This window comes from Streptomyces sp. NPDC088810 (assembly GCF_044750305.1).
Classification (GTDB): Bacteria; Actinomycetota; Actinomycetes; order Streptomycetales; family Streptomycetaceae; genus Streptomyces.
Genome location: NZ_JBIVJQ010000010.1, coordinates 201,241 through 224,869, shown reverse-complemented (window position 1 = coordinate 224,869; position 23,629 = coordinate 201,241). Strand labels below are relative to the sequence as shown.

Sequence of the window (23,629 nt, the reverse complement as noted above, 5' to 3'; positions counted from 1 at the left end):
GTTCGCGAGATGGGACAGGGGGCGTCGGACGCCGCGAACCTCGGCGGGCGCGGCCGGCGGGCGGTAGCCTCGTACGTCGGACGGCCGGGCCCGCTGCATGATCACCAGAGCCGGGAGGAGCCCAAGGTGAACGACTGGCGGATCTACCGCGGAGTGGGTCAGCCGCACGACGGCATGCGGCGGTTGCCGGCGCCGCCGCCCTGGCGCGACTTCGCCGCCTCCCGGGACGGCGCGGAGAGCGGCCCGGAGGACCCCAGCAGCGCCCGCCGGCTCGGTGTGCGCCGCCGCCTGGTCGAGAACTACGCGCCCCGGCCGGCCGAGGTGGACGCGGTCAACGCGGCCCTCTATCTGCGCCGGCCCCTGCTGGTGACCGGCAACCCGGGGACCGGCAAGTCGACCCTGGCGTACGCGGTCGCCCACGAACTCGGCCTGGGCAGGGTGCTGCGCTGGCCCATCGTCAGCCGCACCACCCTCCAGGACGGCCTGTACCGGTACGACGCCATCGCCCGGCTCCAGGACGTCCAGCTGGAGCGCGCCCGCGGCGACGACCGGGGCGCCGCGGCCTCCGGGATCGGCTCCTACATCCGGCTCGGCCCGCTCGGCACCGCGCTCCTGCCCGCCGAGGAGCCCCGCGTCCTGCTCATCGACGAGCTGGACAAGAGCGACCTCGACCTGCCCAACGACCTGCTGAACACCCTGGAGGAGGGCGAGTTCTCCATCCCCGAGCTGGAGCGGCTGGCCGACCGGGAACCCGTGGTGGAGGTGCTCACGCACGACGGCGACCGGGTGGCCGTGCACGGCGGGCGCATCGCCTGCACCGCGTTCCCGGTGATCGTGCTGACCTCCAACGGCGAACGCGACTTCCCCGCCCCGCTGCTGCGCCGCTGCGTCCAGCTGGAGCTGGACCCGCCCGGCGAGGAGCAGCTCACCGCCATGGTCGAGGCCCACCTCGGAGGCGACGGCGTCGCCGCCGGCGCGGACCTGATCCGCCGGTTCCTGGAGCGCGAACCCGGCGAGGTGCTCGCCGCCGACCAGCTCCTGAACGCCCTGTTCCTCACCCAGCACGATCCGCACGCCCAGGGCCTCACCCGCGAGCGGATCGCCGAGATGCTGATGCAACCGCTCGACCGTACGAGGTGAGAGGCGGATGCCGGGGATGCGCCTGGACGAGCTGATCGGCAAGCTGCGCCAGGGCGGGCTCCAGCCGACCGCCGAGGACGTGGCGGACGCGCTCTGGCTGGCCCGGCGGCTCGGCGCGGCCCCGCCCGGGGGCGACACGGGCACGTCCGGCACCGGCACGGACGGACCGCCGGACCCGGGGCGGGGGGCCGTAGCCTCGGACGACCGCACACCGGCCGAGGTCACCGGCCCGCAGCCGCCGCACGCGGAGGCCCCCACCGCGGCCGTCCCGCTGCACACCCCGAGCCCCGCCCCGCGCAGGGGGACCGACGGCGGCCCGTACGACCGGACCGGCGGCGCCCCCGCCTTCCCGGTCCGCGCTCCCGCCGCCGGCGCCCTGCCCGGGCTGCTCGGCCTGCAGAAGGCACTGCGTGCCCTCGGCCGGTACCGCACGGCCTCCGTACGCGGCCGGGACGAGCGGATCGACGAGGCGGCCACCGCCGACCGGGCCGCCGCCAGCGGCATCCTGCTGCCCGTCACCCGGCCCGGCCGCCGCCGGCGTTGCGACGTCCAGCTGCTCATGGACACCGGGCCCGCCATGGCCGTCTGGGGCGAGATGGTCGAGGAACTGCGCCAGGCCTGCCAGCAGTCCGGCGCGTTCGCCTCCGTCCGCGTCCACCACCTCTACGCCGACGGCTCCGGCACCCCGCTCGTCGGTACGACCGCCGGTCCCGGCCGGCGCACCCGGCTGCGCCCCGCCGACGAACTGCACGACCCCAGCGGGCGCCGGCTCACCTTCGTCATCAGCGACTGCGTCGGCCCGCTGTGGCAGAACGGCACCGTGCAGCGCCTGCTGCACGGCTGGCCGCGCACCGCCCCGCTGGCCGTGGTCCAGCCGCTGCCGCCCCGGCTGTGGGGCCGTACCGCGCTGCCCGCCGAACCCGGGCTGCTCCTCCGCACCGGGGAGACCGGCGGGCGCCTCGACTTCCTGCCCGAGGACGAGCCCTGGGAGGAACCACCGCCCGGCGCCCGGCCGGTTCCGGTGCTCCAGCCCACCCCGGAGGCGTTCACGGTCTTCGCCCGGCTGCTCGCCGGCACCGGACCGACCCGCGAGCACGCCTGGGCCGGTTACGCCCACCCCGCCACCGCACCGGCGGCCGCCGGCCTCGCCCCGCCCGCGCGCAGCGACGACGAGCTGCTGCGTGCCTTCCGCGCCGGCGCCTCACCGGGCGCCCTGCGGCTGGCCGTCTACCTCGCCGCCGCGCCCCTCACCCTGCCCGTGATGCAGCTGGTCCAGCGGGCCATGCTGCCCGACACCGGGCCCATGGAACTGGCCGAGGTGCTGCTCGGCGGGCTGCTGCGGCAGCTGCCCGGCACCGAGGACCAGCCGTGCTTCGCCTACTCGCCCCGGATGCAGGACCTGCTCCTGTCCTCCCTCGACCAGGACACCGCCGGACTCGTCCTCAAACACTGCTCGGCCTACGTGGAACGGCACTTCGGCAAGGGCACCCGTAACTTCGCCGCCCTGGCCGCGGCCCGGCTCGCCGACCACGACCCGGCCGCCGGCGCCGGGCAGCTCACCGAGGACGGCGCGGCACGGGACGGCACCGGCAGCGTGGAGGCCGAGCTGTTCGCCCGCATCCCCGCGCGCGTACTGCGGTTCTACCTGCCGGACCTGGTCACCCCCGACCCGCTGACCGAGGCCGAGCGGCTGCTCGCCCGGTGGCGGCAGCTCGCCGACCCGGAGATGCTGCGCCGGGCCCGGGAACAGGCCCGCGTCGCCACGGGCGCCGGCCCCGCGGTCCGGGCCCGGCTGGTCCTCGGCCGCGTGCTGCGCGCGGAGGCCGGTACGGCGGGCGCCCGCGCGGAGGGGCGGCGCGCCGGGCTGCTGCGGGAGGCCGAGGCCGAACTCGCCACCGCCTACGCGGCCGCCCCCGCCGACAGCCGGGAGCGGGCCGAATCCTCGCTGGAACTGGCGTCCTGCCGCCGGGAGTTGTGGCATGTGACGGCCGAGACGGACCACCTGTCGGCAGCCCTCGGCACCCTGGACGCCGACACCCCGCCCTGGCCCCGCATCACCACCACCGCCCGCGCCTGGCAGGCGGACGCCGGGGGCGCGGCGCCACCGGACGACGGCGCCCCCGGCGGGCCGGGCGAGGACACGTCCGCACCGGGCGCCGCCGAGGAGACTGCCGCAGCTCCGGGCGACGGGGCGCACCCGGACGGCGTGGCCGGGCCGGCTGAGGAGCCGGATGGTGTGCCCTCCGGTCGCGGGGGTGCCGCTGTGCCGGGGCGCGGGCGGTACCCGGAGGGTGTGGCCGTGCCGGCCCGAGGGCAGGACGGTGGGCCCGCGGACTCCGCAAGCCCCGCCGATGTGCCCTGGGAGGTGGCCGCACACCGGGCCCGGCTGCTGCTGCGGGGGCGGATTCTGCTCGACCTGCGGCATCCCGGGGCCGCCGTACCCGAACTACGGGAAGCCTGCGGAGTGTTGCATCGGGAACGGGCGGCCGACGCCGTGCGGGGGCCCGCGTTGCTCGACCTGGCGCGGGCGCTGCGCGGGGCCGGGGCCGAGGACGTCGAGACCCGGCAGGCGCTCGGCGAGGCGCTGGCGGCCGCCGGGGACGACCCGGCGCTGCTGCTGCCCTGCCTGGCCGCACTGGCCGCGTTCCACGACGCCGCCGGGGAGACCGGCGAGGCCGACGCGGCGTACGAGCGGGCCGCGCTGCTCGCCCCCGCCGACGACCCCCTGCGCGTCCGGCTCCTCACCGCCTGGGGCGAGTCGCTGCTCAGGCGGGCGTCCGCCGGCGACGGAGCCGGTGTGGTGGACCGGGCCGAGTCCGTGCTGCGCGAGGCGCTGAAGTCGCTGCCCGCCCGGTCCGCGCACCGCGGCCGGCTCCAGGGCCTGGTCGGCAGCGCCCTCGCCCAGCGCTTCCGCCACCTGGGTTTCCTGCCCGACCTGTTCGAGAGCCGGCACCTGCTCGGCCAGGCGGTGCGCGCGGCGACCGACGCGGCCGTACGGGCCGAGGTGTGGCTCCAGTTGGGCCGGGTGCGGCTGGAGGGCTGGTACCACGCGGGCGCGCCGGTGCTGGTGGAGGCGCTCCAGGCGTACGAGAACGCCGAGCGGGAGGCCGAGGCGGCCCACGGCGGCGACCCCGGCTCGGTGACGGCCGCCCGCGCCCGGCACGGCTGCGGGGCGGTACTGGCGCTGATGGGCCGGCCCGGCGCGGCCCGCGGTGCCTTCCGGACGGCCCGGGAGCAGTGGCAGCGGCTCGTCGGGGCGCTGCGCGAGGTCGACTGGGCGGATGTCGAGCTGACCCGGCGGGCGGAGGCGGAGCCACCGTCGGTCGTGGATCCGCGGTCGCTGCCGGAGCCGTCCTGGCGGGAGACCGCGCCGCCGTGGTGGCCGTGGTCCCAGGACTGGGCCAACGCGAGCGAGACTGGCCGGAGTTGAGCCGTCCAGGGTTTCTGGTTCCGGCCTGTCGGGAAGAAGTGGGCAGCCACTGCGGCTGTGCGGGGCGGGCGTAGGGCAGGGAGGAGCCGAGGTGGGGGAGCGTAGGACACGGGTGGCCGGCCTCGGCGAGGACGCCGGAGAGGTCGTGTTCCCGCCCGACCTCACCGACGTCGACCTGCGGACACTGCGTGCCATGGACGATCCGGCGGTGCTCGCGGCCGTCGCGGGGGTGCTCGCCGACCCGGAGGGGCTGAACCGGGTCTGGTACACCACCGGCGGTGACGACGAGATCATGCCGGGCAGGCCCGGGCGTGCGTTTTCGGCCGGTCCCGCGCGGCAGCCCTTACGCGACGAGGACACCGTGGCATGACCCCGGGAGCCCTGGGAGACGTACGGCCGGCCGCCCCCGCTCCCGGACCGGTCCCGCCCGAGACCCTCGCCGCCCTGGCCCGCACCCGTCCGCTGCCCGCGGCCACCGCGGCCCTGCGCGCCGCCCTGCACGCCCGCCGGATGCTGCTGCTGAAGTCCCTCCTGGTCCGGGCCGACGACGCCCGCGGCACCCTGCCCGCGGCGGCACGGCGGCGCTTCGCGGACGACTGGGCGCTGCTGGAGCGGGCCGAGCGCACCGACGCCGCAGCCGTCCGCGCCGTACTCGACTACCCGACGACCGGCGCCTGGCTGGCCGCGGCGCTCGCCGCGCCCGACGGCCCGGAGTTCGAGGGCGGCCTCGCCGGGCTCGGCGCGGTGGCCGTCGCCGCCGCGCTGCGCGCCGGCTGCCGGTTCACCACCACCCGCGTGCTGCCGGCCGGCACCCTGCCGCTGCCCGGCATCGGGCTGCTGCGCTGCGCCCGCGGCCCGGTACGGCTGTCCGGCCGGGCCGGGGCCGTACGGATCACCGACGCGGCCGGCCGGACCCTGCTGCTGCCCGGCACCGCGCACGCCGGACCCGGCACCCGGTGGACCGCCGGCTCCACCCTGGCCTGGTCGGCGCTGCACACCCTGCCCGGCGGCACCGCCGTACTCGACGACGTCGACCCCCACCGGGTGCCGACGGGCGGCATCGGGCCGGCGGCGCTGCCCGCGGCCGAGCGCCCGCACTCCGGCCCTGCCGCGTGGGCCGCCCGCTGGCGGGACGCGCACGCCCTGCTGGCCGCGACCCACCCCGCCCGGGCCGCCGAGACCCTCGCCCTGGTCCGCGCCGTCGTCCCGCTCGCGCCGCCCGCGCGCACCGGACCGGCGCTGAGCGCCACCGTGCGGACCGCGCCCGGCGCCGTCCTGGCCCAGCTGCCGGCCGACCGGCGCGAACTGGTCGAGCTGCTGGTGCACGAGACGCACCACACCAAGCTGGCCGTCCTGGACGAACTGGTCCCGCTGTGGCGGCCCGGCGGCAGCCTGCACCGGGTCGGCTGGCGGCGGGACCCGCGCCCGGTCCCCGGCGTGCTCCAGGGCGCGTACGCCCACCTGGCGCTGTTGGACCTGTGGGGGCGGGCCCGCACCGGACCCGCCCGGGCGTGGCGGCGGCGCGCCGCCGAGCGGTTCGAGGCGTGCCGGGAGCAGGTCGCCGAGGCCTTGTCCGTGCTGGCCGAGTCCGATGAACTGACCCCGTACGGCAGGGAGTTCGTCCGGGGCATGGGGAGCCACCACGCGCGTCTCGCGGGGAGCGCCCGCTCGCCGGTCTGACGCTCCGTAGACGGACAGGTGCGTTACGTTATGCGTACGGCTGCCCATGTGACCGGCGGCCGTGGCGGAAGCAGGGAGCGGCGATGGCGGAACAGCGGCGACCGGGCGCGAACGGTGCGGCGGCACCCGAGCACGTGCTCGTGGTCTTCCCGGGGTACTACCGCTCGTGGGCGGCGTGGATCGCGCAGTGCCTGGAGCGGCACGGACACCGGGCCACCCTGCAGCGCTGGGACCCGCCGCGCGAGGTGGCGCTGGAGGACTCCCTCGGCGACCTGCTGCTGGCCAGCGGCAAGGTGCTGCTGGTCCTCAACGACTGGTTCTTCGAGCTGGGCCCGCGCCCGCCCGGCGAGTGGAACGACGCGCTGCGCGGCTTCGTCGCCGCGCACGTCGACCGGTTCGCCGCGGTCAACCTCACCAACCGGCCGCTGCTGCCCGCCACCGCCGTCCTGGAACCGGCCAGCCTGTGGGCGCTGAGCGAGGAGGCCGCCGAGGAGCGCCTGCTGCGCCGGCTCGGCCTGGAGCCGCTCGCCCGCCCCCGCACCGTGCCCGGCCGGATCCGCTACCCGGACGAGCGCTGCGAGATCTGGGGCGAGGTGCCGCGCCGCAACCCGCGCTTCACCGGCCGCGACGACCTGCTGGGCGAACTCCACCAGCGGCTCGCCGACGCCGAGCGCGGCGCCGCCGCCTGCACGCTCGTCGGCATGTCCGGCATCGGCAAGACCCAGCTGGCCGCCGAGTACGCGCACCGCTTCAGCACCGACTACGACCTGGTGTGGTGGGTCAACAGCGACGACCGCACCATCCAGCGCGACCGGCTCGGCGAACTCGCCGTCGAACTCGGCCTGCGCATCGGCAGCGAGCCCGGCGAACGCATCCGCGCGGTCCGCAACGCGCTCAGGCGCGGCGAGCCGTACGCCAACTGGCTGCTGGTCTTCGACGGCTGGGACGACACCGAAGGCGTGACCTCGCTGCTCCCGCAGGGCACCGGACACGTGCTGGTCACCTCACGCAACCGGGGCTGGAGCGAGCACACCGACGTGCTGGAGATCCCCGCGTTCCTGCGCCCCGAGTCCACCGCCTACCTGATGCGCCGCGCCCCGCACATCACCGCCCACGAGGCCGACGAGGTGGCCGCCGAGTTCGGGGACGTGCCGCTGCCGCTGGTGCAGGCCGCGTCCTGGCTCGGCGAGTCCGGCATGGAGGCCGCCGAGTACCTGCGGATGGTCCGCGAACGCCGGCTGTCCACCGTCGACGAGCCCGTCACCGGCGAGGGCTTCCCGCAGTCCTCCCTCACCTCCTGGGCCATACTGCTCAACCGGCTGCGCCGCTCCCAGCCGCAGGCCATCGAGGTGCTCGGGCTGTGCACCTCCTTCGCCCCCGGACGCATCCCGCTCGGCCTCATCCGCGCCTACCCGCGCGCCGAGCTGCCCGAGGAACTGCGCTGGATGTCCACCGACCTGCCCGCCTGGACCCGCGCCCTGGACACCCTGGTCAACTACTCGGTGCTGACCCGGGAGACCCGCGGCCCGCTGGCCGCCGAGATGGGCCCGCACCAGGAGTCGGTGCACATGCACCGGCTGGTCCACGACATCGTCTCCAAGCTGACCGGCGACGGCAGCCACGAACTGCACCGGCGCGCGGTGCGCACCCTGCTCGCCGAGGCCGACCCCGGCAACCCCGCCGACAGCCGCAACTGGCCGCGCTACGCCGAACTGCTGCCCCACCTCGAACCCTCCGGGGCGCTGGAGAGCCGGCAGCCGCGGGTGCAGGAGCTGGTCCTGAACTGTCTGCGGTACTGCACCCGCAGCGGCGAGTACAGCGGCGGCCTGGAACTGGCCCAGCAGGTGCGCGAGCACTGGTCGCGGTTCATGGACCCGATCGACCAGCCGATGCTCGACCTGGCCACCCAGGAGGGCAACATGCTCCGCAACAGCGGCCGGTTCCGGGAGCTGTACGAGCTGCACCGGGGCGTGCTGAAGCAGCTGCGGGCCGCGCCCCGGCGCAACGAGATCGGCGAACTGGTCAGCAAGAGCGCCATCGCCTCCGGCCTGCGCTCCCTGGGCCGCTACCAGGAGGCCTACGACCTCCAGCGCGAGGTCCTCGACGGCAACGAGCGGCTCCTCGGCCCCGACGAGCCGCCCACCCTGGTCGCCCGGCACAACCTCGGCGTCATCCTGCGCATGCTCGGCCGGTACGCGGAGGCGCTCGACCTCGACCTGGAGACCCTGGCCCGGCGCGAGAGCGTGCTGCGCGCCCGGCACATCAACACCCTGCACTCCGGCAACGCCGTCACCCACAGCCTCCGTCTGCTCGGCCGCTACCGGGAGGCCCTGGCCCGCCAGGAACCCGTCGTACGGCTCCATGTGCAGGTGCTCGGGCCGCAGCACCCGCAGACCCTCGAAGCCCGCTCCCAGCTGGCCATGTGCCGGCGCCGGGAGGGCGGACACGCCCCGGACGTCGGCCCGGCCATGGCCGGCCTGCTGGACCAGCTGATCCAGCTGCACGGCCGCGAGCACTACCGCACGCTGGCGTTCCTCACCAACTACGGCAACTACCTGCGCGAACACGGCGATCTCAGCCAGGCCCGCGACCTCATCGACGAGGCGGAGGCCGGCTACCGCTCGCTGCTGGGTCCCGCGCACCCGGTGGCCACCGGCATGCTGTCCAACACCGGCCTGGTCATGCAGGCGGCGGGCGAGCGGGGCGAGGCGCTGTCGATGTTCGAGTCCGCGCTCGCCGGCCTCGGCGCCACGCTCGGCCCGGACCACCCGTGGGTCCTGGGCTGCGCCCTCAACGCCGCCGGCGCACGCAACTTCAACGGCCGGATCGAGGACGCCATGGAACTGAGCCGGGACACCCTGCGCCGTTCCCGGCACACGCTGGGCCACGAGCACCCGCTCACGCTGTCGTGTCAGGTGGCCCTCGCTGCGGACCTCCGCGCGGCCCACGAACAGGAGGAGGCCGGAAAACTGGAGGAGGACGCCCTGCTCGCCCTCACCCGCACGCTGGGCGCCCAACACCCGCACACGATCTCGGCCCGCCAACGGGTGCGCCCTTACTGGGACTTCGAGGCCTACCTGGGCTGAAGCGCCCCGTAAGGGGCGCGGGGAACCGCGCGAGCAACCGTGGGCGGTCCGCAGCCGCGCGCCATCCGCAACCGCCCCACCGGGCAGGCGAAGGGCCCGGTGCCGAGTCGGAACTCGGCACCGGGCCCTCAGCTTCGGCTGACCGCCGGAGGCACTACGCGTCGAAGACCTCGCGCACCAGCTGCTCCTGCTCGGCCTGGTGGCGCTTCGCGGAACCCACCGCCGGGGACGAGGAGTGCGGACGCGAGATGCGCCGCAGCCGCTCGCCGGCCGGGATGTCCGCGCCGACCGCCAGGTCCAGGTGGTCGATCAGGTTGAGCGCGATGAACGGCCAGGCACCCTGGTTCGCCGGCTCCTCCTGCGCCCACAGGTACTTCTCGGCGTTCGGGTACTTGTTGACCTCCGCCTGGAGCTCGGCACCCGGAAGCGGGTACAGCCGCTCGATACGGATGATCGCGGTGTCCGTCGCGCCCCGCTTCTGCCGCTCGGCCTCGAGGTCGTAGTAGACCTTGCCGGCGCAGAAGACGACCCTGCGGACCGCGGCCGGGTCGACCGTGCTGTCGCCGATGACCGGGCGGAACTGCCCGTTCGTGAACTCCTCCGCCTTCGAGGCCGCGGCCTTCAGACGCAGCATCGACTTCGGGGTGAAGACGATCAGCGGCTTGTGGTGCGGGTTGTGCACCTGCCACCGCAGGAGGTGGAAGTAGTTCGACGGCAGGGTCGGCATGGCCACCGTCATGTTGTTCTGCGCGCACAGCTGGAGGAACCGCTCCGGGCGGGCCGAGGAGTGGTCCGGGCCCTGGCCCTCGTAGCCGTGCGGCAGCAGCAGCGTGACGCCGGAGGTCTGGCCCCACTTCTGCTCGGCCGAGGAGATGAACTCGTCGACGACCGTCTGCGCGCCGTTGGTGAAGTCGCCGAACTGCGCCTCCCACATCACGAGCGCGTCGGGGCGGGCCAGCGAGTAGCCGTACTCGAAGCCCATCGCCGCGTACTCGGAGAGCAGGGAGTTGTAGACGTTCAGGCGGGCCTGGTCCTCGGAGAGGTACTGCAGCGGGGTGTACTCCTCGCCGGTCTCCCGGTCGATCAGCACCGCGTGGCGCTGGCCGAACGTGCCGCGCTGGGAGTCCTGGCCCGCGAGACGGACCGGGGTGCCCTCCAGCAGCAGGGAGCCGATGGCGAGGGTCTCGCCCATGCCCCAGTCGATCGTGCCGTCCTCCACCATCGCCGCGCGGCGCTGCAGCTGGGGCAGCAGACGCGGGTGGACGGTGATGGAGTCGGGGATGTTGACCTGGGACTCGGCGATCCGCTTGACGACCTCGGCGGAGACCGCGGTCGGGACCGCGACCGGGAAGCCGTCCTGGGGCGCCTGGACGTCTCCGGCGGCCGGCTGGGACGTGGCCTCGCGGACCTCCGTGAAGACCTTCTCCAGCTGGCCCTGGTAGTCCTGCAGGGCCTGCTCGGCCTCTTCCAGGGTGATGTCGCCGCGACCGATGAGGGACTCGGTGTACAGCTTGCGCACCGAGCGCTTCTTGTCGATCAGGTCGTACATCAGCGGCTGGGTGAAGGCCGGGTTGTCCGACTCGTTGTGACCGCGGCGGCGGTAGCAGATGAGGTCGATCACCACGTCCTTGTTGAACGCCTGGCGGAACTCGAACGCCAGCCGCGCGACGCGGACCACGGCCTCGGGGTCGTCGCCGTTCACGTGGAAGATCGGGGCCTCGATCATGCGGGCCACGTCCGTCGCGTACATGGAGGAACGCGAGGACTCGGGGGCCGCGGTGAAGCCGACCTGGTTGTTGATGACGATGTGGACCGTGCCGCCGGTGCGGTAGCCGCGCAGCTGCGACATGTTCAGGGTCTCGGCCACCACGCCCTGGCCCGCGAAGGCCGCGTCGCCGTGGATCGCCACCGGCAGGACCGTGAAGTCCGTGCCGCCCTTGTTGATGATGTCCTGCTTGGCGCGGGACACACCCTCCAGGACCGGGTCGACGGCCTCCAGGTGCGAGGGGTTGGCGACCAGCGAGACCTTGATCTGCTCGCCGTCCAGGCCGGTGAAGGTGCCCTCGGCGCCCAGGTGGTACTTCACGTCGCCGGAGCCGTGCATCGACTTCGGGTCGAGGTTGCCCTCGAACTCGCGGAAGATCTGCGCGTACGACTTGCCGACGATGTTGGCGAGCACGTTCAGGCGGCCGCGGTGGGCCATGCCGATGACGACCTCGTCGAGCCGCGATTCGGCAGCGGAGTCGATGACCGCGTCGAGCAGCGGGATGACGGACTCGCCGCCCTCCAGCGAGAACCGCTTCTGGCCGACGTACTTGGTCTGCAGGAAGGTCTCGAAGGCCTCCGCCGCGTTCAGGCGGCGCAGGATGCGCAGCTGCTCCTCGCGCTCCATCTTGGAGTGCGGGCGCTCCACGCGGTCCTGGATCCACTTGCGCTGCTTGGGGTCCTGGATGTGCATGAACTCGATGCCGGTGGTGCGGCAGTACGAGTCGCGGAGCACACCGAGGATGTCGCGCAGCTTCATCATCGACTTGCCGGCGAAGCCGCCGACGGCGAACTCGCGCTCCAGGTCCCACAGGGTGAGACCGTGCTCGACGATGTCCAGGTCGGGGTGCTTGCGCTGCTTGTACTCCAGCGGGTCGGTGTCGGCCATGACGTGGCCGCGGACCCGGTAGGAGTGGATCAGCTCGAAGACGCGGGCGGCCTTGGTGACGTCGTCGTCGTGGCTGGCGTCGATGTCCTTGAGCCAGCGGACCGGCTCGTACGGAATCCGCAGGGCCTCGAAGATGTCGTCGTAGAAGCCGTTCTCGCCGAGCAGCAGGTTGGCGACGGTGCGCAGGAACTCGCCGGAGGCGGCGCCCTGGATGACCCGGTGGTCGTAGGTCGACGTGAGCGTCATGACCTTGGAGATGCCGAGCTTGTTCAGGGTGTCCTGGCTGGTGCCCTGGAACTCCGCCGGGTAGTCCATGGAGCCGACGCCCATGATCACGGACTGGCCGGGCATCAGACGCGGCACGGAGTGGACGGTGCCGAGGCCGCCGGGGTTGGTCAGGGAGACCGTGACACCGGTGAAGTCGTCCATCGTCAGCTTGCCGTCACGGGCGCGGCGGACGATGTCCTCGTAGGCCTGCCAGAACTCGAAGAAGTTCAGCGTCTCGGCCTTCTTGATGGCGGCCACGACGAGCTGGCGGTCGCCGTTCGGCTTGACCAGGTCGATGGCCAGCCCGAGGTTGACGTGCGGCGGCTTGATCAGGGTCGGCTTGCCGTCCTTCTCGCCGAACGCGTAGTTCATCGACGGCATGGCCTTGATGGCCTGCACCATCGCGAAGCCGATCAGGTGCGTGAAGGAGATCTTCCCGCCCCGGGCGCGCTTGAGGTGGTTGTTGATGACGATGCGGTTGTCGAACAGCAGCTTCACCGGGACCGCGCGGACCGAGGTGGCGGTCGGCAGCTCCAGCGAGGCGTTCATGTTCTTCGCGACGGCCGCGGACGGACCACGCAGCGTCACGTACTCGGGGCCCTCGGGGGCCTCCGTGGCGGGAGCGGCCTTCGCCTTCGGCTGAGCGGGCGCCTGTGCGGGCTGCGCCGGCTTGGCCGGGGCGGGGGCGGCCTTCGCCGCGGGAGCCGGGGCCGGCGCCGGAGCGGGAGCCGCGGCGGGCTGCGCGGGAGCCGGGGCGGCGGCCTGCGGGGCCGATGCGGGTCCCCCCGCGCGAGCGGAGTCGAGCGTGGGGGAGGTGGTCTCTGCGGCCCCCGCGGCCGCAGTACCCGCCGGAGCCGGGGTGGCAGGTGCACCCGGCTTGTAATCGGCGAAGAAGTCCCACCAGGCGCGGTCTACCGAATTCGGGTCCTGGAGGTACTGCTGATAGATCTCGTCGACGAGCCACTCGTTCGGACCGAACGCGGCAGCGGGGTTCTTCCCGGCTTGGTCGTCGGTGGAGATGCTCGAGTTACTGGGGGACTGTGGCGACACGGCGGCAACCGCCCTCTTCCGCTTCACAAGGTGATGGACAGCGGGAATAAAGGCTACGCCCCCATGGCGGGGAAGGTCAGGTCGGGCAAGGTCATCGTCGCGTAAGTCACATCAAGAATCTTGTTTCAGGGCTTGAAATGGCGGGAAACAAGCGTGGTTCCGGATGTGAGAGGGTGCGCGGGCCCGGGCCCGGCGCGTCTTCGTTCGACGGGTGGCGCGGGCCTGCCCCGATCACACGCGTCCAGCTGCACGCCAGCGGCGGCGACCGTCGTGGATCTTGTGCTTCCGGTTCGGACTTTACGTCAACTTGGGACGGAAGTCAGTCCCGGAAGGGTGACGATGATCCGACAGCCCCGCTCGGATTCGGCCACACCGATCCGGCCGCCGTGCAGATCCACGGCCCACCGGGCGATCGCCAGCCCCAGCCCCGTACCGCCGTCGCTGCCCGGGCCGTGCGGCCGGGTGACGGCACCCCGGTTGAACCGCTCGAACACCCGGTGCCACTCGGACCGGGGGATGCCGGGGCCCTCGTCCAGGACCTCCAGCTCCAGCGACTCCGGCTGCGGCCCGCGCCGCGCCCGCACGGTCACCCGGCCGTGCGGCGGACTGTGCTTGACCGCGTTGTCGATCAGGTTCGCGACGACCTGGTGGATGCGCTCGGGGTCCGCGTGCGCGGTCAGCTCCGGCGGGGAGACGTCGAGGTGCAGATGGACGTCGGTACGCGTGTGGCTGCCGGAGCCGGTGGCCATGCCCGCGCGCGCGGAGGCGACCATGTTGGCCTCCTTCAGCACGCCCGACAGGTACGGCCACACCTCGAACCGGCGCAGCTTCAGCGGGACGACGCCGTTGTCCAGCCGGGACAGGTCCAGCAGGGTCTCCACCAGCCGGCCGAGCCGCTCGGTCTGCTTCAGGGCCGTCCGCATGGTCTCCGGGTCGGCCTCGGTGACCCCGTCGACGATGTTCTCCAGCACCGCGCGCAGCCCGGCGATCGGGGTGCGCAGCTCGTGCGAGACGTTCGCGACCAGCTCCTTGCGCTGGTTGTCCTGGGCCTCCAGCTCATCGGCCATGACGTTGATCGTCTGGGCCAGGTCGCCGAGCTCGTCCCGGCGGTTCTCGCGCACCCGGCGGGTGTAGTCGCCCTGGGAGATGGAGCGGGCCACCGCGTTCATCTCGTCCAGCGGCATGGTGAGCGAATGGGCCACGAACTGCGTGATGAGCAGTGTGGCGATCATCGAGAAGACCGTGATGAAGCGCAGCTCCGTCTTGGTGTGCACCGCGACGATCGACAGACCGGTGGTGATGAGCACCGAGATGACGACCAGCGCACCCAGCTTGGTCTTGATCGAGAACGGGCGTACGCCGCCCCAGGGTTCCTCGGCGAGGGTCCCGGGGCTCCTCCGTGCGGCCTGGCGCCCGTCGATGCTCACGGGTTCGGTGTCTCCAGCGCGTAACCCACCCCGTGCACCGTGCGGATCCGCTCGGCGCCGATCTTCCGCCGCAGCGCCTTGATGTGGCTGTCGACCGTGCGGGTGCCGGAGGCGTCCGCCCAGTCCCAGACCTCGGCCAGCAGCTGCTCCCGGGAGAGCACCGCGCGCGGGGTGTTCGCCAGGCACACCAGCAGGTCGAACTCGGTGGGCGTCAGGTGGACGTCCTCGGACTTCACCCGCACCCTGCGCTGCGCGTGGTCGATCTCCAGCTCGCCGAGGCGCAGGATGCCGGAGCGGGGGGTGGCGGCGGCCAGCGCGGCCCGCTCCACCCGGCGCAGCAGCACGTGCACGCGTGCCGCCAGCTCCCGCATCGAGAACGGCTTGGTCATGTAGTCGTCGGCACCGACGCCGAGCCCGACCAGCATGTCCGTCTCGTCGTCCCGCGCGGTGAGCATCAGCACCGGCACCGGCCGCTGCGCCTGCACCCGCCGGCAGACCTCGAGCCCGTCGAAGCCGGGCAGCATGATGTCGAGGATCAGCAGGTCGGGCTGCCAGGCCTCGGCCGTGTCGACCGCGGCCGGACCGTCGGCCGCCGTTTGCACCAGAAATCCCTCGGCTCGGAGCCGGGCCGCGATGGCGTCGACGATCGTGGGGTCGTCCTCGACGACCAGCACCCGGCGCTGTGCGCCCGGGGTGGTCGTCGCCGCGCCGCTCTGGGAGGTGTGTGTCTGCTCCATCGCCCGCCCCTGTTGTTGCTTTCCGGAATCAGTGGGGTGATCCCATGTCTGCGATTGACGCTTGAATGATCCGCGTCAGGGCAGCACATTACGGGGACTCACCGCGCCGTCGCTATCCAGGTCGGACGCCGAGGTGGACGGCGTCCGGAACGCCCCGGGCAACGGGCACCTCTTCGGTACGCACCTGCTGGAACCCGGCATTCCGCAAGCTTCCTTCAAATTCCGGAGAGGGCTCGGCCGACCACACCGCGAGTACGCCGCCGGGCCTCAACACCCTTGCGCACGCGGCGAGTCCGGCCGGTGCGTAGAGGCCGTCGTTGTCCTCCGTGACGGTCCAGCCGGGGCCGTTGTCGATGTCGAGGCACAACGCGTCGAACGTGTCGGAAGTCTCATTGACGTACGTCACGAGATCCGCTTCCACGATCGAGGTCCGCGGATCGGCGAGCGCGCTCGCGGACACCTCGGCCAGCGGGCCGTCCCGGTGCCAGTCGACGACGGCGGGCTCCCGCTCCACCACGGTGATCCGTCCCCAGCGGGGGTCGGCGGCCGCGTGGGCGAGCGAGAACCCCACGCCCAGCCCGCCGAGCAGCAGCTTCGGTGCCGGCCTGCCGTCCAGCGCGGCGCGGGCCGCGTCGACCAGCAGCCGCTCCGAGCGGCCGTCGGAGGTGTCCATCAGGAAACAGCCGTTGGCGATGATCTGCAGCAGCGCACCGTGCCGGCGGAGCACCACCTCGCCGTACGGGCCGTCGCGCCGGTCCAGGACCACGGGAGTGTCGTACACGGCAGTCATGAGCCCATCCTGCTCGAACGGGGCCCGGTGTTCACGGGAATTACGGATGACGCCCACGGACGTGTGGTGCGGGCCGGGCCCGGACGCGGCCGGGGCGGTGAGAGGTTGCCGTGAATCCGCTCTCGCGTGGCGCCGGTCATAGACAGCGGCACGCCGAGGACGAAGGGTGGGGCGTGACGGAAGGAGCGCCTCAGCGTGGAACGCATCACGACGGGCCCAACACCGGACGCCTCCCTCCGGGACGGTACGGCCGCCGTCCCGCCCCCGGTACTCGCCGGCCTGCTGGACGGCATGCCCCGCCAGCGCACCGGAACCCCGGCCGTGGCCCCCGCCGCCGTTCCCGCCCCGCCGTCCCTCCCGCTGTCCCGCCTGACCCGCCTGCGGCACCTGCTGCCCACCCCGGCCGGCACCCCGTTCACCTTCGTCTACGGGGCCGTCCTGGCCGTCACCTCCCTGGTCGCGGCCCTGGCCGACCCCGCCCTGGTGCACACCCTCCACCAGGGCTCCAGCACGGACGTGGCCCACCTGGTGCGCACGCCCGTGCTGGTGCTGCCGGCGAGCGCGCTGTGGATCGCGGGCGGGATCGTCTCGCCGTACGCGGCCCTGTTCGTGCTGGTGCTCACCGCGCTGGAGCGGCGGATAGGCGGGATGCGGGCCGCCTGCGTCTTCCTGGCCGGGCATGTCCTGGCCACCCTCGCCACCGAGGTCCCGGTGGGCCTCGCCGTCCTCGCCGGGCACCTGCCCGGCACCTCGCTGCACCGCCTCGACTACGGCATCAGCTTCGGCGTGGCCGCCAGCATCGGCGCCCTGGCCGGCCTGATCCGCCCCTGGTTCCGCTGGTCCGCCCTGGCCCTGACGGCCGGGGTCCTGCTGACCGACCTCGTCGCCTACACGGACCCGTTGACCGACTGGGGCCACGTGATCGCGCTCGCCATAGGCGTATCGACGTGGCCGTTGGTCCGGCGCGCACATGATCGCTCATAGCGAACAAAAACCCGGGAACATTCAGCCCCGCCGGAACATTGAGTCGGCATAGCTCAAGTTGACTGCCTAAGGGGAGATCATGGCTGCTGAGTCACCGGCGTTCACGCTGACCCTGCCCGTGCTGCCGCTCGACGACGAGGTCGTGCTGCCGGGGATGGTGGTTCCGCTGGACCTGAGCGACGCCGAGGTGCGGGCCGCGGTGGAGGCCGCGCAGGCCGCCGCCCGCTCGGAACCCGGAAAGCCCAAGGTGCTGCTGGTGCCGCGCGTCGACGGCACGTACGCCAAGACCGGCGTCCTCGGCACGGTGGAGCAGGTCGGCCGGCTGGCCGACGGTGACCCGGGGGCCCTGATCCGCGGCCGGAGCCGGGTGCGCATCGGCGCCGGCACCACCGGCCCGGGCGCCGCGCTCTGGGTCGAGGGCGCCCGCGTCGAGGAGAACGTCCCGGAGCCGCTGCCGGGCCAGGTCGCCGAGCTGGTCAAGGAGTACAAGGCGCTCGCCACCACCTGGCTGAAGAAGCGCGGCGCCTGGCAGGTCGTGGACCGCGTCCAGGCCATCGACGACGTGTCGGCGCTGGCCGACAACTCCGGCTACTCGCCGTTCCTCACCACCGAGCAGAAGGTCGAACTGCTGGAGACCGCCGACCCGGTGGCCCGGCTCAAGCTCGCCACGCAGCAGCTGCGCGACCACCTCGCCGAGCAGGACGTGGCCGAGACCATCGCCAAGGACGTCCAGGAGGGCGTCGACAAGCAGCAGCGCGAGTTCCTGCTGCGCCGTCAGCTGGAGGCCGTCCGCAAGGAGTTGCGCGAGCTGAACGGCGAGAAGGAGGGCGAGGAGTCCGACGACTACCGCGCCCGTGTCGAGGCCGCCGACCTGCCGGAGAAGGTCCGCGAGGCCGCCCTCAAGGAGGTCGACAAGCTGGAGCGCGCCTCCGACCAGTCGCCCGAGGGCTCCTGGATCCGCACCTGGCTGGACACCGTCCTGGAGATGCCGTGGAACGAGCGGACCGAGGACGCGTACGACATCCAGGGCGCCAAGGCGATCCTCGACGCCGAGCACGCCGGCCTGGAGGACGTGAAGGAGCGCATCACCGAGTACCTGGCCGTGCGCAAGCGGCGCACCGACCGCGGGCTCGGCGTCATCGGCGGGCGGCGCGGCGGTGCCGTGCTTGCCCTGGTCGGCCCGCCTGGTGTCGGAAAGACCAGCTTGGGAGAGAGTGTCGCCCACGCCATGGGCCGCTCGTTCGTCCGGGTCGCCCTCGGCGGCGTCCGCGACGAGGCCGAGATCCGCGGACACCGCCGTACGTACGTCGGTGCGCTGCCCGGCCGGATCGTCCGCGCGATCAAGGAAGCCGGGTCGATGAACCCGGTGGTCCTGCTGGACGAGATCGACAAGGTGGGCTCGGACTTCCGGGGCGACCCGGCCGCCGCCCTCCTCGAGGTGCTCGACCCGGCGCAGAACCACACCTTCCGGGACCACTACCTGGAGGTCGAGCTGGACCTGTCCGACGTGGTCTTCCTCGCCACCGCCAACGTCCTGGAGGCCATCCCGGAGGCGCTCGCCGACCGTATGGAGATCGTCCGCCTGGACGGCTACACCGAGGACGAGAAGGTCGTCATCGCCCGCGACCACCTGCTCCCGCGCCAGCTGGAGCGGGCCGGTCTGGCCAGGGACGAGGTCACGCTCGACGAGAGCGCGCTGCGCAAGCTCGCCGGCGAGTACACCCGCGAGGCGGGCGTACGCACCCTGGAGCGGTCCATCGCGCGACTGCTGCGGAAGATCGCCGCCCAGCACGAACTGGGCGAGCGGGAGCTGCCGTTCACCGTCACCGACGGCGATCTGCGCGCCCTGATCGGCCGGCCGCACCACGTGCCCGAGTCCGCCCAGGACCCGGCCGAGCGCCGTACGGCCGTGCCCGGTGTGGCCACCGGTCTCGCGGTCACCGGCGCCGGCGGTGACGTGCTCTTCGTGGAGGCGTCCCTGGCCGACCCGGAGACGGGCGCGGCGGGGCTGACCCTCACCGGGCAGCTGGGCGACGTGATGAAGGAGTCGGCGCAGATCGCGCTGAGCTTCCTGCGCAGCCACGGCGCCGAACTGGAACTGCCGGTGGCCGACCTGAAGGACCGGGGTGTGCACATCCACTTCCCGGCGGGCGCGGTGCCGAAGGACGGCCCGAGCGCGGGCATCACGATGACCACGGCCCTCGCCTCGCTGCTCTCCGGCCGCCTGGTCCGCACGGACGTCGCCATGACCGGCGAGGTCTCGCTGACCGGCCGGGTGCTGCCGATCGGCGGGGTGAAGCAGAAGCTGCTCGCCGCCCACCGCGCCGGGGTGACCACCGTGATCATCCCCAAGCGCAACGAGCCCGACCTGGACGACGTCCCGGCCGAGGTGCTGGACAAGCTGGACGTCCACGCCGTGACCGACGTCCGCCAGGTCCTGGAGCTGGCGCTCGCGCCCGCCACGAGCGACGCGGCGCCGGAGGTTCCGGTCGCGGCCTGACGGACGCTGCCGGAAAGGCGGGGCCCGGGTTCCGTGAGGGAGGCCCGGGCCTCCGCCGTACGCCCGGAACGGGATCACTCGGTAGAATTCAGGCGTGAGTCGGCCATCCGAGCGCGCCTCCGGCCTGATCGGGGCCGAGATCGCGGGGTACCGGGTGGAGCGCGAACTCGGCCGCGGCGGCATGGCCGTCGTCTACTGCGCCAAGGACCTGCGCCTGGGCCGCACGGTCGCCCTGAAGCTGCTCGCGCCCGAGTACACCCGCAACGAGGCCTTCCGCAGCCGCTTCGCCCAGGAGTCCCGGGTGGCCGCCGCCATCGACCACCCCAACATCGTGCCCGTCTTCGAGGCCGGTGAGGCCGACGGGGTCCTGTACATCGCCATGTGCTTCGTCTCCGGCCTCGACCTGCGCGCCCTGCTCGACCGCGAGGGCCCGCTCCCGGTGCCGGCCGCGCTGCGCATCGCCGCCCAGCTGGCCTCCGCGCTCGACGCGGCCCACGCCCGCGACCTGGTGCACCGGGACGTCAAACCGGGCAACGTGCTGGTCGCCAAGGGCATCGACAGCGACCACCCCGAGCACGTCTACCTCACCGACTTCGGCCTGGCGAAGAAGTCGCTGTCGCTCACCGGGTTCACCACGGCGGGCGAGTTCGTCGGCACGCTGGACTACGTGGCGCCCGAGCGGATCGCCGGGCGCCCGGTGGACGGCCGGTCCGACCAGTACAGCCTGGCCTGTGTGGTCCACGAGACCCTGGTGGGCGCCCCGCCGTTCCGCCGGGCGGACCAGCTGGAGCTGCTCTGGGCCCACCAGTACGATCCGCCGCCCGCGGTGAGCGAGGAGCGGCCGGACATCCCGGCCGGCGTGGACGAGGTGCTGCACCGGGCCCTGGCGAAGATCCCCGACGACCGCTACGACACCTGCCTGGAGTTCGTGGCGGCCCTGCGCGGCGCCGTCGTCGAGGCCGGCCCGCGCGGCCCCGCGCCGGCGCCGGCGCCGTTGCCCGCGGACCTGCGGGCGGCCCGGGCCGAGGCACCCGGGCCTCCGCCCGAGCCGCCCGCATGGGCCGGCCCCGTGCTCCGGGCGCCCCGCTAGCGGGCGCATTCTGCTTCGCCGGGTTCCTGCGTCAAGTCCCGAGTCCTCGGAACATGACCCTTCCGTACCGCTCCGGCCTACTGGAAGCACGGGCCGCGCCGGAACCACCGGACACCGAGAAGGCCCCACGACACCAGGAGGAGAAAGCCATGACGCACACCAACGAGAACCTCGGGGAACGCCGCTCGAAGCGGGGCACGCGGCTGGCCGCGCTCGCCGTCTCGGCCGGTGCGGTCGCCGCCGGTGTGATGCTGCCGGCCGTCACCGCGAGCGCGGCCCCGATGCCCCGGACGCCGACGGCCGCCCAGGCCCCGGCCCACCACGACCACGGTCACCACTACGACCACGGTCATCACTACGACTATTACTACTCCTCCTACTGCTGATGGCGTGACGGGCGTGCCGGGGCCACCCCCCGGCACGCCCGTCACAGCGCGGTCAGCGACTGCTCCGCCCACACCGTCTTGCCGACCCGGTCGTGCCGGGTGCCCCAGCGCTGGGCGAGCTGGGCGACCAGCAGCAGGCCCCGGCCGCCCTCGTCGAAGATCCGGGCCCGGCGCATGTGCGGGGTGGTGCCGCTGGAGTCGTAGACCTCGCTGATCAGCTTGGTGCCCTGGTGGATCAGCCGGAGCCGGATGGGCGGGCGGCCGTAGCGGATGGCGTTGGTGACCAGCTCGCTGACCATCAGCTCGGTGGTGAACGCGGCCTCGTCCAGGCCCCAGGCGGTCAGCTGGTCGGTGGCGTACCGGCGGGCCAGGGAGACGACGCTGGGCCGGTCGTCCAGCTGCCAGGAGGCGACCAGGTCCTCGTGCAGCGCCCGGGTACGGGCCACCAGCAGGGCGATGTCGTCGTCGGGGCGGTGGCTGAGCAGCTCGGTGAGGACCCGGTCGCACACCGATTCCAAGGACGTCGCCGGGCGGCCGAGCGCGGCGAACATCTTGTCCAGCGCCACGTCGATGTCGTGGTCGCGGGCCTCCAGCAGCCCGTCGGTGTACAGCGCCAGCAGGCTGCCCTCGGGCAGTTCCGCCTCGATCGCCTCGAACGGCAGCCCGCCGAGCCCGAGCGGCGGCCCCGCGGGCACGTCGAGGAAGCGGACGGTGCCGTCCGGGCTCACCACGGCGGGCGGCGGATGCCCGGCCCGGGCGGCGGAGCACCGGCGCGACACCGGGTCGTAGACGGCGTACAGGCAGGTGGTGCCGATGCCGCCGGCGGTGTCGGCACCCGGGTCAAGGCTGCCCTCGTCGGCGGCCAGCCGCAGCACCAGGTCGTCCAGGTGGGTGAGCAGCTCGTCGGCCGGCAGGTCGACGTCGGCCAGGGTGCGCACCGCCGTGCGCAGCCGGCCCATGGTGGCGGAGGCCCGGATGCCGTGGCCCACCACATCGCCCACCACGAGCGCCACCCGCGCGCCGGACAGCGGGATCACGTCGAACCAGTCGCCGCCCACGCCGGCCCGGGTCGCGGCCGGCAGATAACGGGTGGCGATCTCCAGCGCCCCCTGCTCGGGCAGGGTGTGCGGCAGCAGGCTGCGCTGCAGGGCCATGGTGGTGGTGCGGGACCGGGAGTAGCCGTGGGCCTGCTCGATGCCGGTGGCCGCCTTCGCGGTGAACTCCTCGGCGAGCCGCAGCTCCTCCGGGCCGAACGGCCCCCGCTGCGGGTGCCGGCCGAACAGGGCCACGCCGAGGGTGGCCCCCGGCACGAGCAGCGGCACCGCCAGCAGGGAGTGCGCGCCGGACGCGCGCAGCCACGCGGCGCCCGGGTCCAGCGCCGCCCACTCGGCGATGTCCGGGTCGGCCGTGTCGTACAGCTGCGGGCGGGCCGTCGCCAGGCAGCGGGCGGCCGGCGAGCCGGCCGGGCAGACGAGGGTCTGGCCGACGCCGGTGCCGTGGCCCGGCCGGTCGCCGTCCGGGACCGCGCGCAGGGCGGCCCGGCGCAGCACGACCTGCTCCGGGGCGGCGGACTCGGCGGTGGTCCGCGGGGAGTCGAGCAGGTCGACCGCCATGACGTCGGCCAGCCGGGGGACCGTGACCTCGCCGAGTTCCTGGGCGGCACGGGCCTGGTCCGCCAGTGTCCCGGCGGGCGGGCCGGCGCCGTCCGGGGGCCGCGGCGGGGCGGTGGTCTCCTGGGACTGCTGCGGCACGGACAGGCAGACGGCCCGCACCCGGCCGTCGGCGTCCTTCAGCGGGGTGAGGACGGTGGTCCGGCCGAGGTCCGCACCGAGCCGGCCCGGCGCCTCCTGCGGCCGGCCGGACTCCAGCGCCAGCCGCATCGCCCGGTCGGCCTCCTCGCTCGCGGTCCCCGGCACGATGTGGGCGAGGCCCAGCCCGCGCATCGCCGCCTCGGGCAGGGCGAGGGCGTGCTCCAGCCGGCGGTTGGCGCGCACCAGGCGCAGGTCCGCGTCGAAGATCGCCAGCGGAAAGGGGGACTGGAGGAACGTCCACTCCTCCAGCGGTTCGCCGCGGGGCGGCTGGGCGCGGGCCGTCACGGCGCTCACCACGAGCCAGTCGGTGGTCCCGGCCGGCGAGGTCCGGCGGTGGGCGAGGACGCCCAGTTCCAGCAGCCGGCCGTCCCGGTGGCGCAGCGGGAGGGTGCCGTTCCAGCGGGTGCGGCCGGCCAGCGCCCGCCGGACCGCCGCGTGCTCGGCGGCGAGCAGCGCGGTGGCGGGCCGGCCGACCACCGCCGGGGAGTCGTAGCCGAGCAGCCGTCGCGCGCCCTCGCTCCAGCCGGTCAGGATGCCCCGCTCATCGATGGTGGCCGTGGCCGTGTACGTCGACTGTCGCTCCATCGCCGCTCATCTC

Annotated in this window: 14 protein-coding genes; 9 read left to right on the top strand and 5 right to left on the bottom strand. The window is 73.8% G+C overall.

Annotated features, from left to right (window positions below):
- Positions 1-126: 126 nt before the first annotated feature.
- From ACIP4Y_RS28865 to fxsT, 5 genes are all read left to right on the top strand, one after another.
- Entirely contained in the window at positions 127-1,140 is a 1,014-nt protein-coding gene (locus ACIP4Y_RS28865) for an AAA family ATPase (RefSeq protein ID WP_401398743.1), read from the top strand.
- Positions 1,141-1,147: 7 nt separating this feature from the next.
- Positions 1,148-4,570, top strand: coding sequence for an SAV_2336 N-terminal domain-related protein (locus ACIP4Y_RS28860; RefSeq protein WP_401398678.1), 3,423 nt, complete (start codon positions 1,148-1,150; stop codon positions 4,568-4,570).
- Between the two features lie 91 nt (positions 4,571-4,661).
- Positions 4,662-4,940, top strand: a complete 279-nt coding sequence (locus ACIP4Y_RS28855; protein ID WP_401398677.1) for a hypothetical protein — start codon at positions 4,662-4,664, stop codon at positions 4,938-4,940.
- On the top strand, positions 4,937-6,250 hold the full coding sequence (locus ACIP4Y_RS28850; RefSeq protein WP_401398676.1) for an aKG-HExxH-type peptide beta-hydroxylase: 1,314 nt from the start codon (positions 4,937-4,939) through the stop codon (positions 6,248-6,250). The genes ACIP4Y_RS28855 and ACIP4Y_RS28850 overlap by 4 nt, the downstream gene beginning before the upstream one ends.
- Positions 6,251-6,333: 83 nt before the next feature.
- The gene (fxsT, locus tag ACIP4Y_RS28845) at positions 6,334-9,336 is read left to right on the top strand and encodes an FxSxx-COOH system tetratricopeptide repeat protein (RefSeq protein WP_401398675.1); all 3,003 of its coding nucleotides are present in this window, start codon (positions 6,334-6,336) and stop codon (positions 9,334-9,336) included.
- Between the two features lie 154 nt (positions 9,337-9,490).
- On the opposite strand, the gene ACIP4Y_RS28840 is transcribed toward fxsT, so the two are convergent.
- The 4 genes from ACIP4Y_RS28840 to ACIP4Y_RS28825 all read right to left on the bottom strand — a co-directional run bounded on the left by ACIP4Y_RS28840 (position 9,491) and on the right by ACIP4Y_RS28825 (position 16,260).
- Positions 9,491-13,306 carry a multifunctional oxoglutarate decarboxylase/oxoglutarate dehydrogenase thiamine pyrophosphate-binding subunit/dihydrolipoyllysine-residue succinyltransferase subunit gene (locus ACIP4Y_RS28840; RefSeq protein WP_358643948.1) on the bottom strand — a complete coding sequence of 1,272 codons (3,816 nt, stop codon included), beginning with the start codon at positions 13,304-13,306 and terminating at the stop codon, positions 9,491-9,493.
- A gap of 302 nt (positions 13,307-13,608) precedes the next feature.
- On the bottom strand, positions 13,609-14,733 hold the full coding sequence (locus ACIP4Y_RS28835) for an ATP-binding protein (protein ID WP_358643946.1): 1,125 nt from the start codon (positions 14,731-14,733) through the stop codon (positions 13,609-13,611).
- Positions 14,730-15,470 (bottom strand): response regulator transcription factor, encoded by a 741-nt coding sequence (locus ACIP4Y_RS28830; protein ID WP_358643944.1) that lies wholly within the window; start codon positions 15,468-15,470, stop codon positions 14,730-14,732. The genes ACIP4Y_RS28835 and ACIP4Y_RS28830 overlap by 4 nt, the downstream gene beginning before the upstream one ends.
- 112 nt (positions 15,471-15,582) lie before the next feature.
- Complete coding sequence (locus ACIP4Y_RS28825; RefSeq protein ID WP_401398674.1) at positions 15,583-16,260, bottom strand: spermidine synthase; 678 nt, start codon at positions 16,258-16,260, stop codon at positions 15,583-15,585.
- Between the two features lie 195 nt (positions 16,261-16,455).
- Here ACIP4Y_RS28825 and ACIP4Y_RS28820 point away from each other — a divergent pair, with 195 nt between their 5' ends.
- From ACIP4Y_RS28820 to ACIP4Y_RS28805, 4 genes are all read left to right on the top strand, one after another.
- Positions 16,456-17,244, top strand: a complete 789-nt coding sequence (locus ACIP4Y_RS28820) for a rhomboid-like protein (RefSeq protein WP_401398673.1) — start codon at positions 16,456-16,458, stop codon at positions 17,242-17,244.
- Between the two features lie 79 nt (positions 17,245-17,323).
- Positions 17,324-19,744 carry an endopeptidase La gene (gene lon, locus ACIP4Y_RS28815; RefSeq protein WP_401398672.1) on the top strand — a complete coding sequence of 807 codons (2,421 nt, stop codon included), beginning with the start codon at positions 17,324-17,326 and terminating at the stop codon, positions 19,742-19,744.
- Between the two features lie 94 nt (positions 19,745-19,838).
- Entirely contained in the window at positions 19,839-20,834 is a 996-nt protein-coding gene (locus tag ACIP4Y_RS28810; RefSeq protein ID WP_401398671.1) for a serine/threonine-protein kinase, read from the top strand.
- Between the two features lie 149 nt (positions 20,835-20,983).
- On the top strand, positions 20,984-21,220 hold the full coding sequence (locus tag ACIP4Y_RS28805) for a hypothetical protein (protein ID WP_401398670.1): 237 nt from the start codon (positions 20,984-20,986) through the stop codon (positions 21,218-21,220).
- Positions 21,221-21,261: 41 nt separating this feature from the next.
- Here the strand turns inward: ACIP4Y_RS28805 and ACIP4Y_RS28800 are convergent, their stop codons facing one another.
- Positions 21,262-23,616, bottom strand: coding sequence for a SpoIIE family protein phosphatase (locus ACIP4Y_RS28800; RefSeq protein ID WP_401398669.1), 2,355 nt, complete (start codon positions 23,614-23,616; stop codon positions 21,262-21,264).
- Positions 23,617-23,629 lie beyond the last annotated feature (13 nt).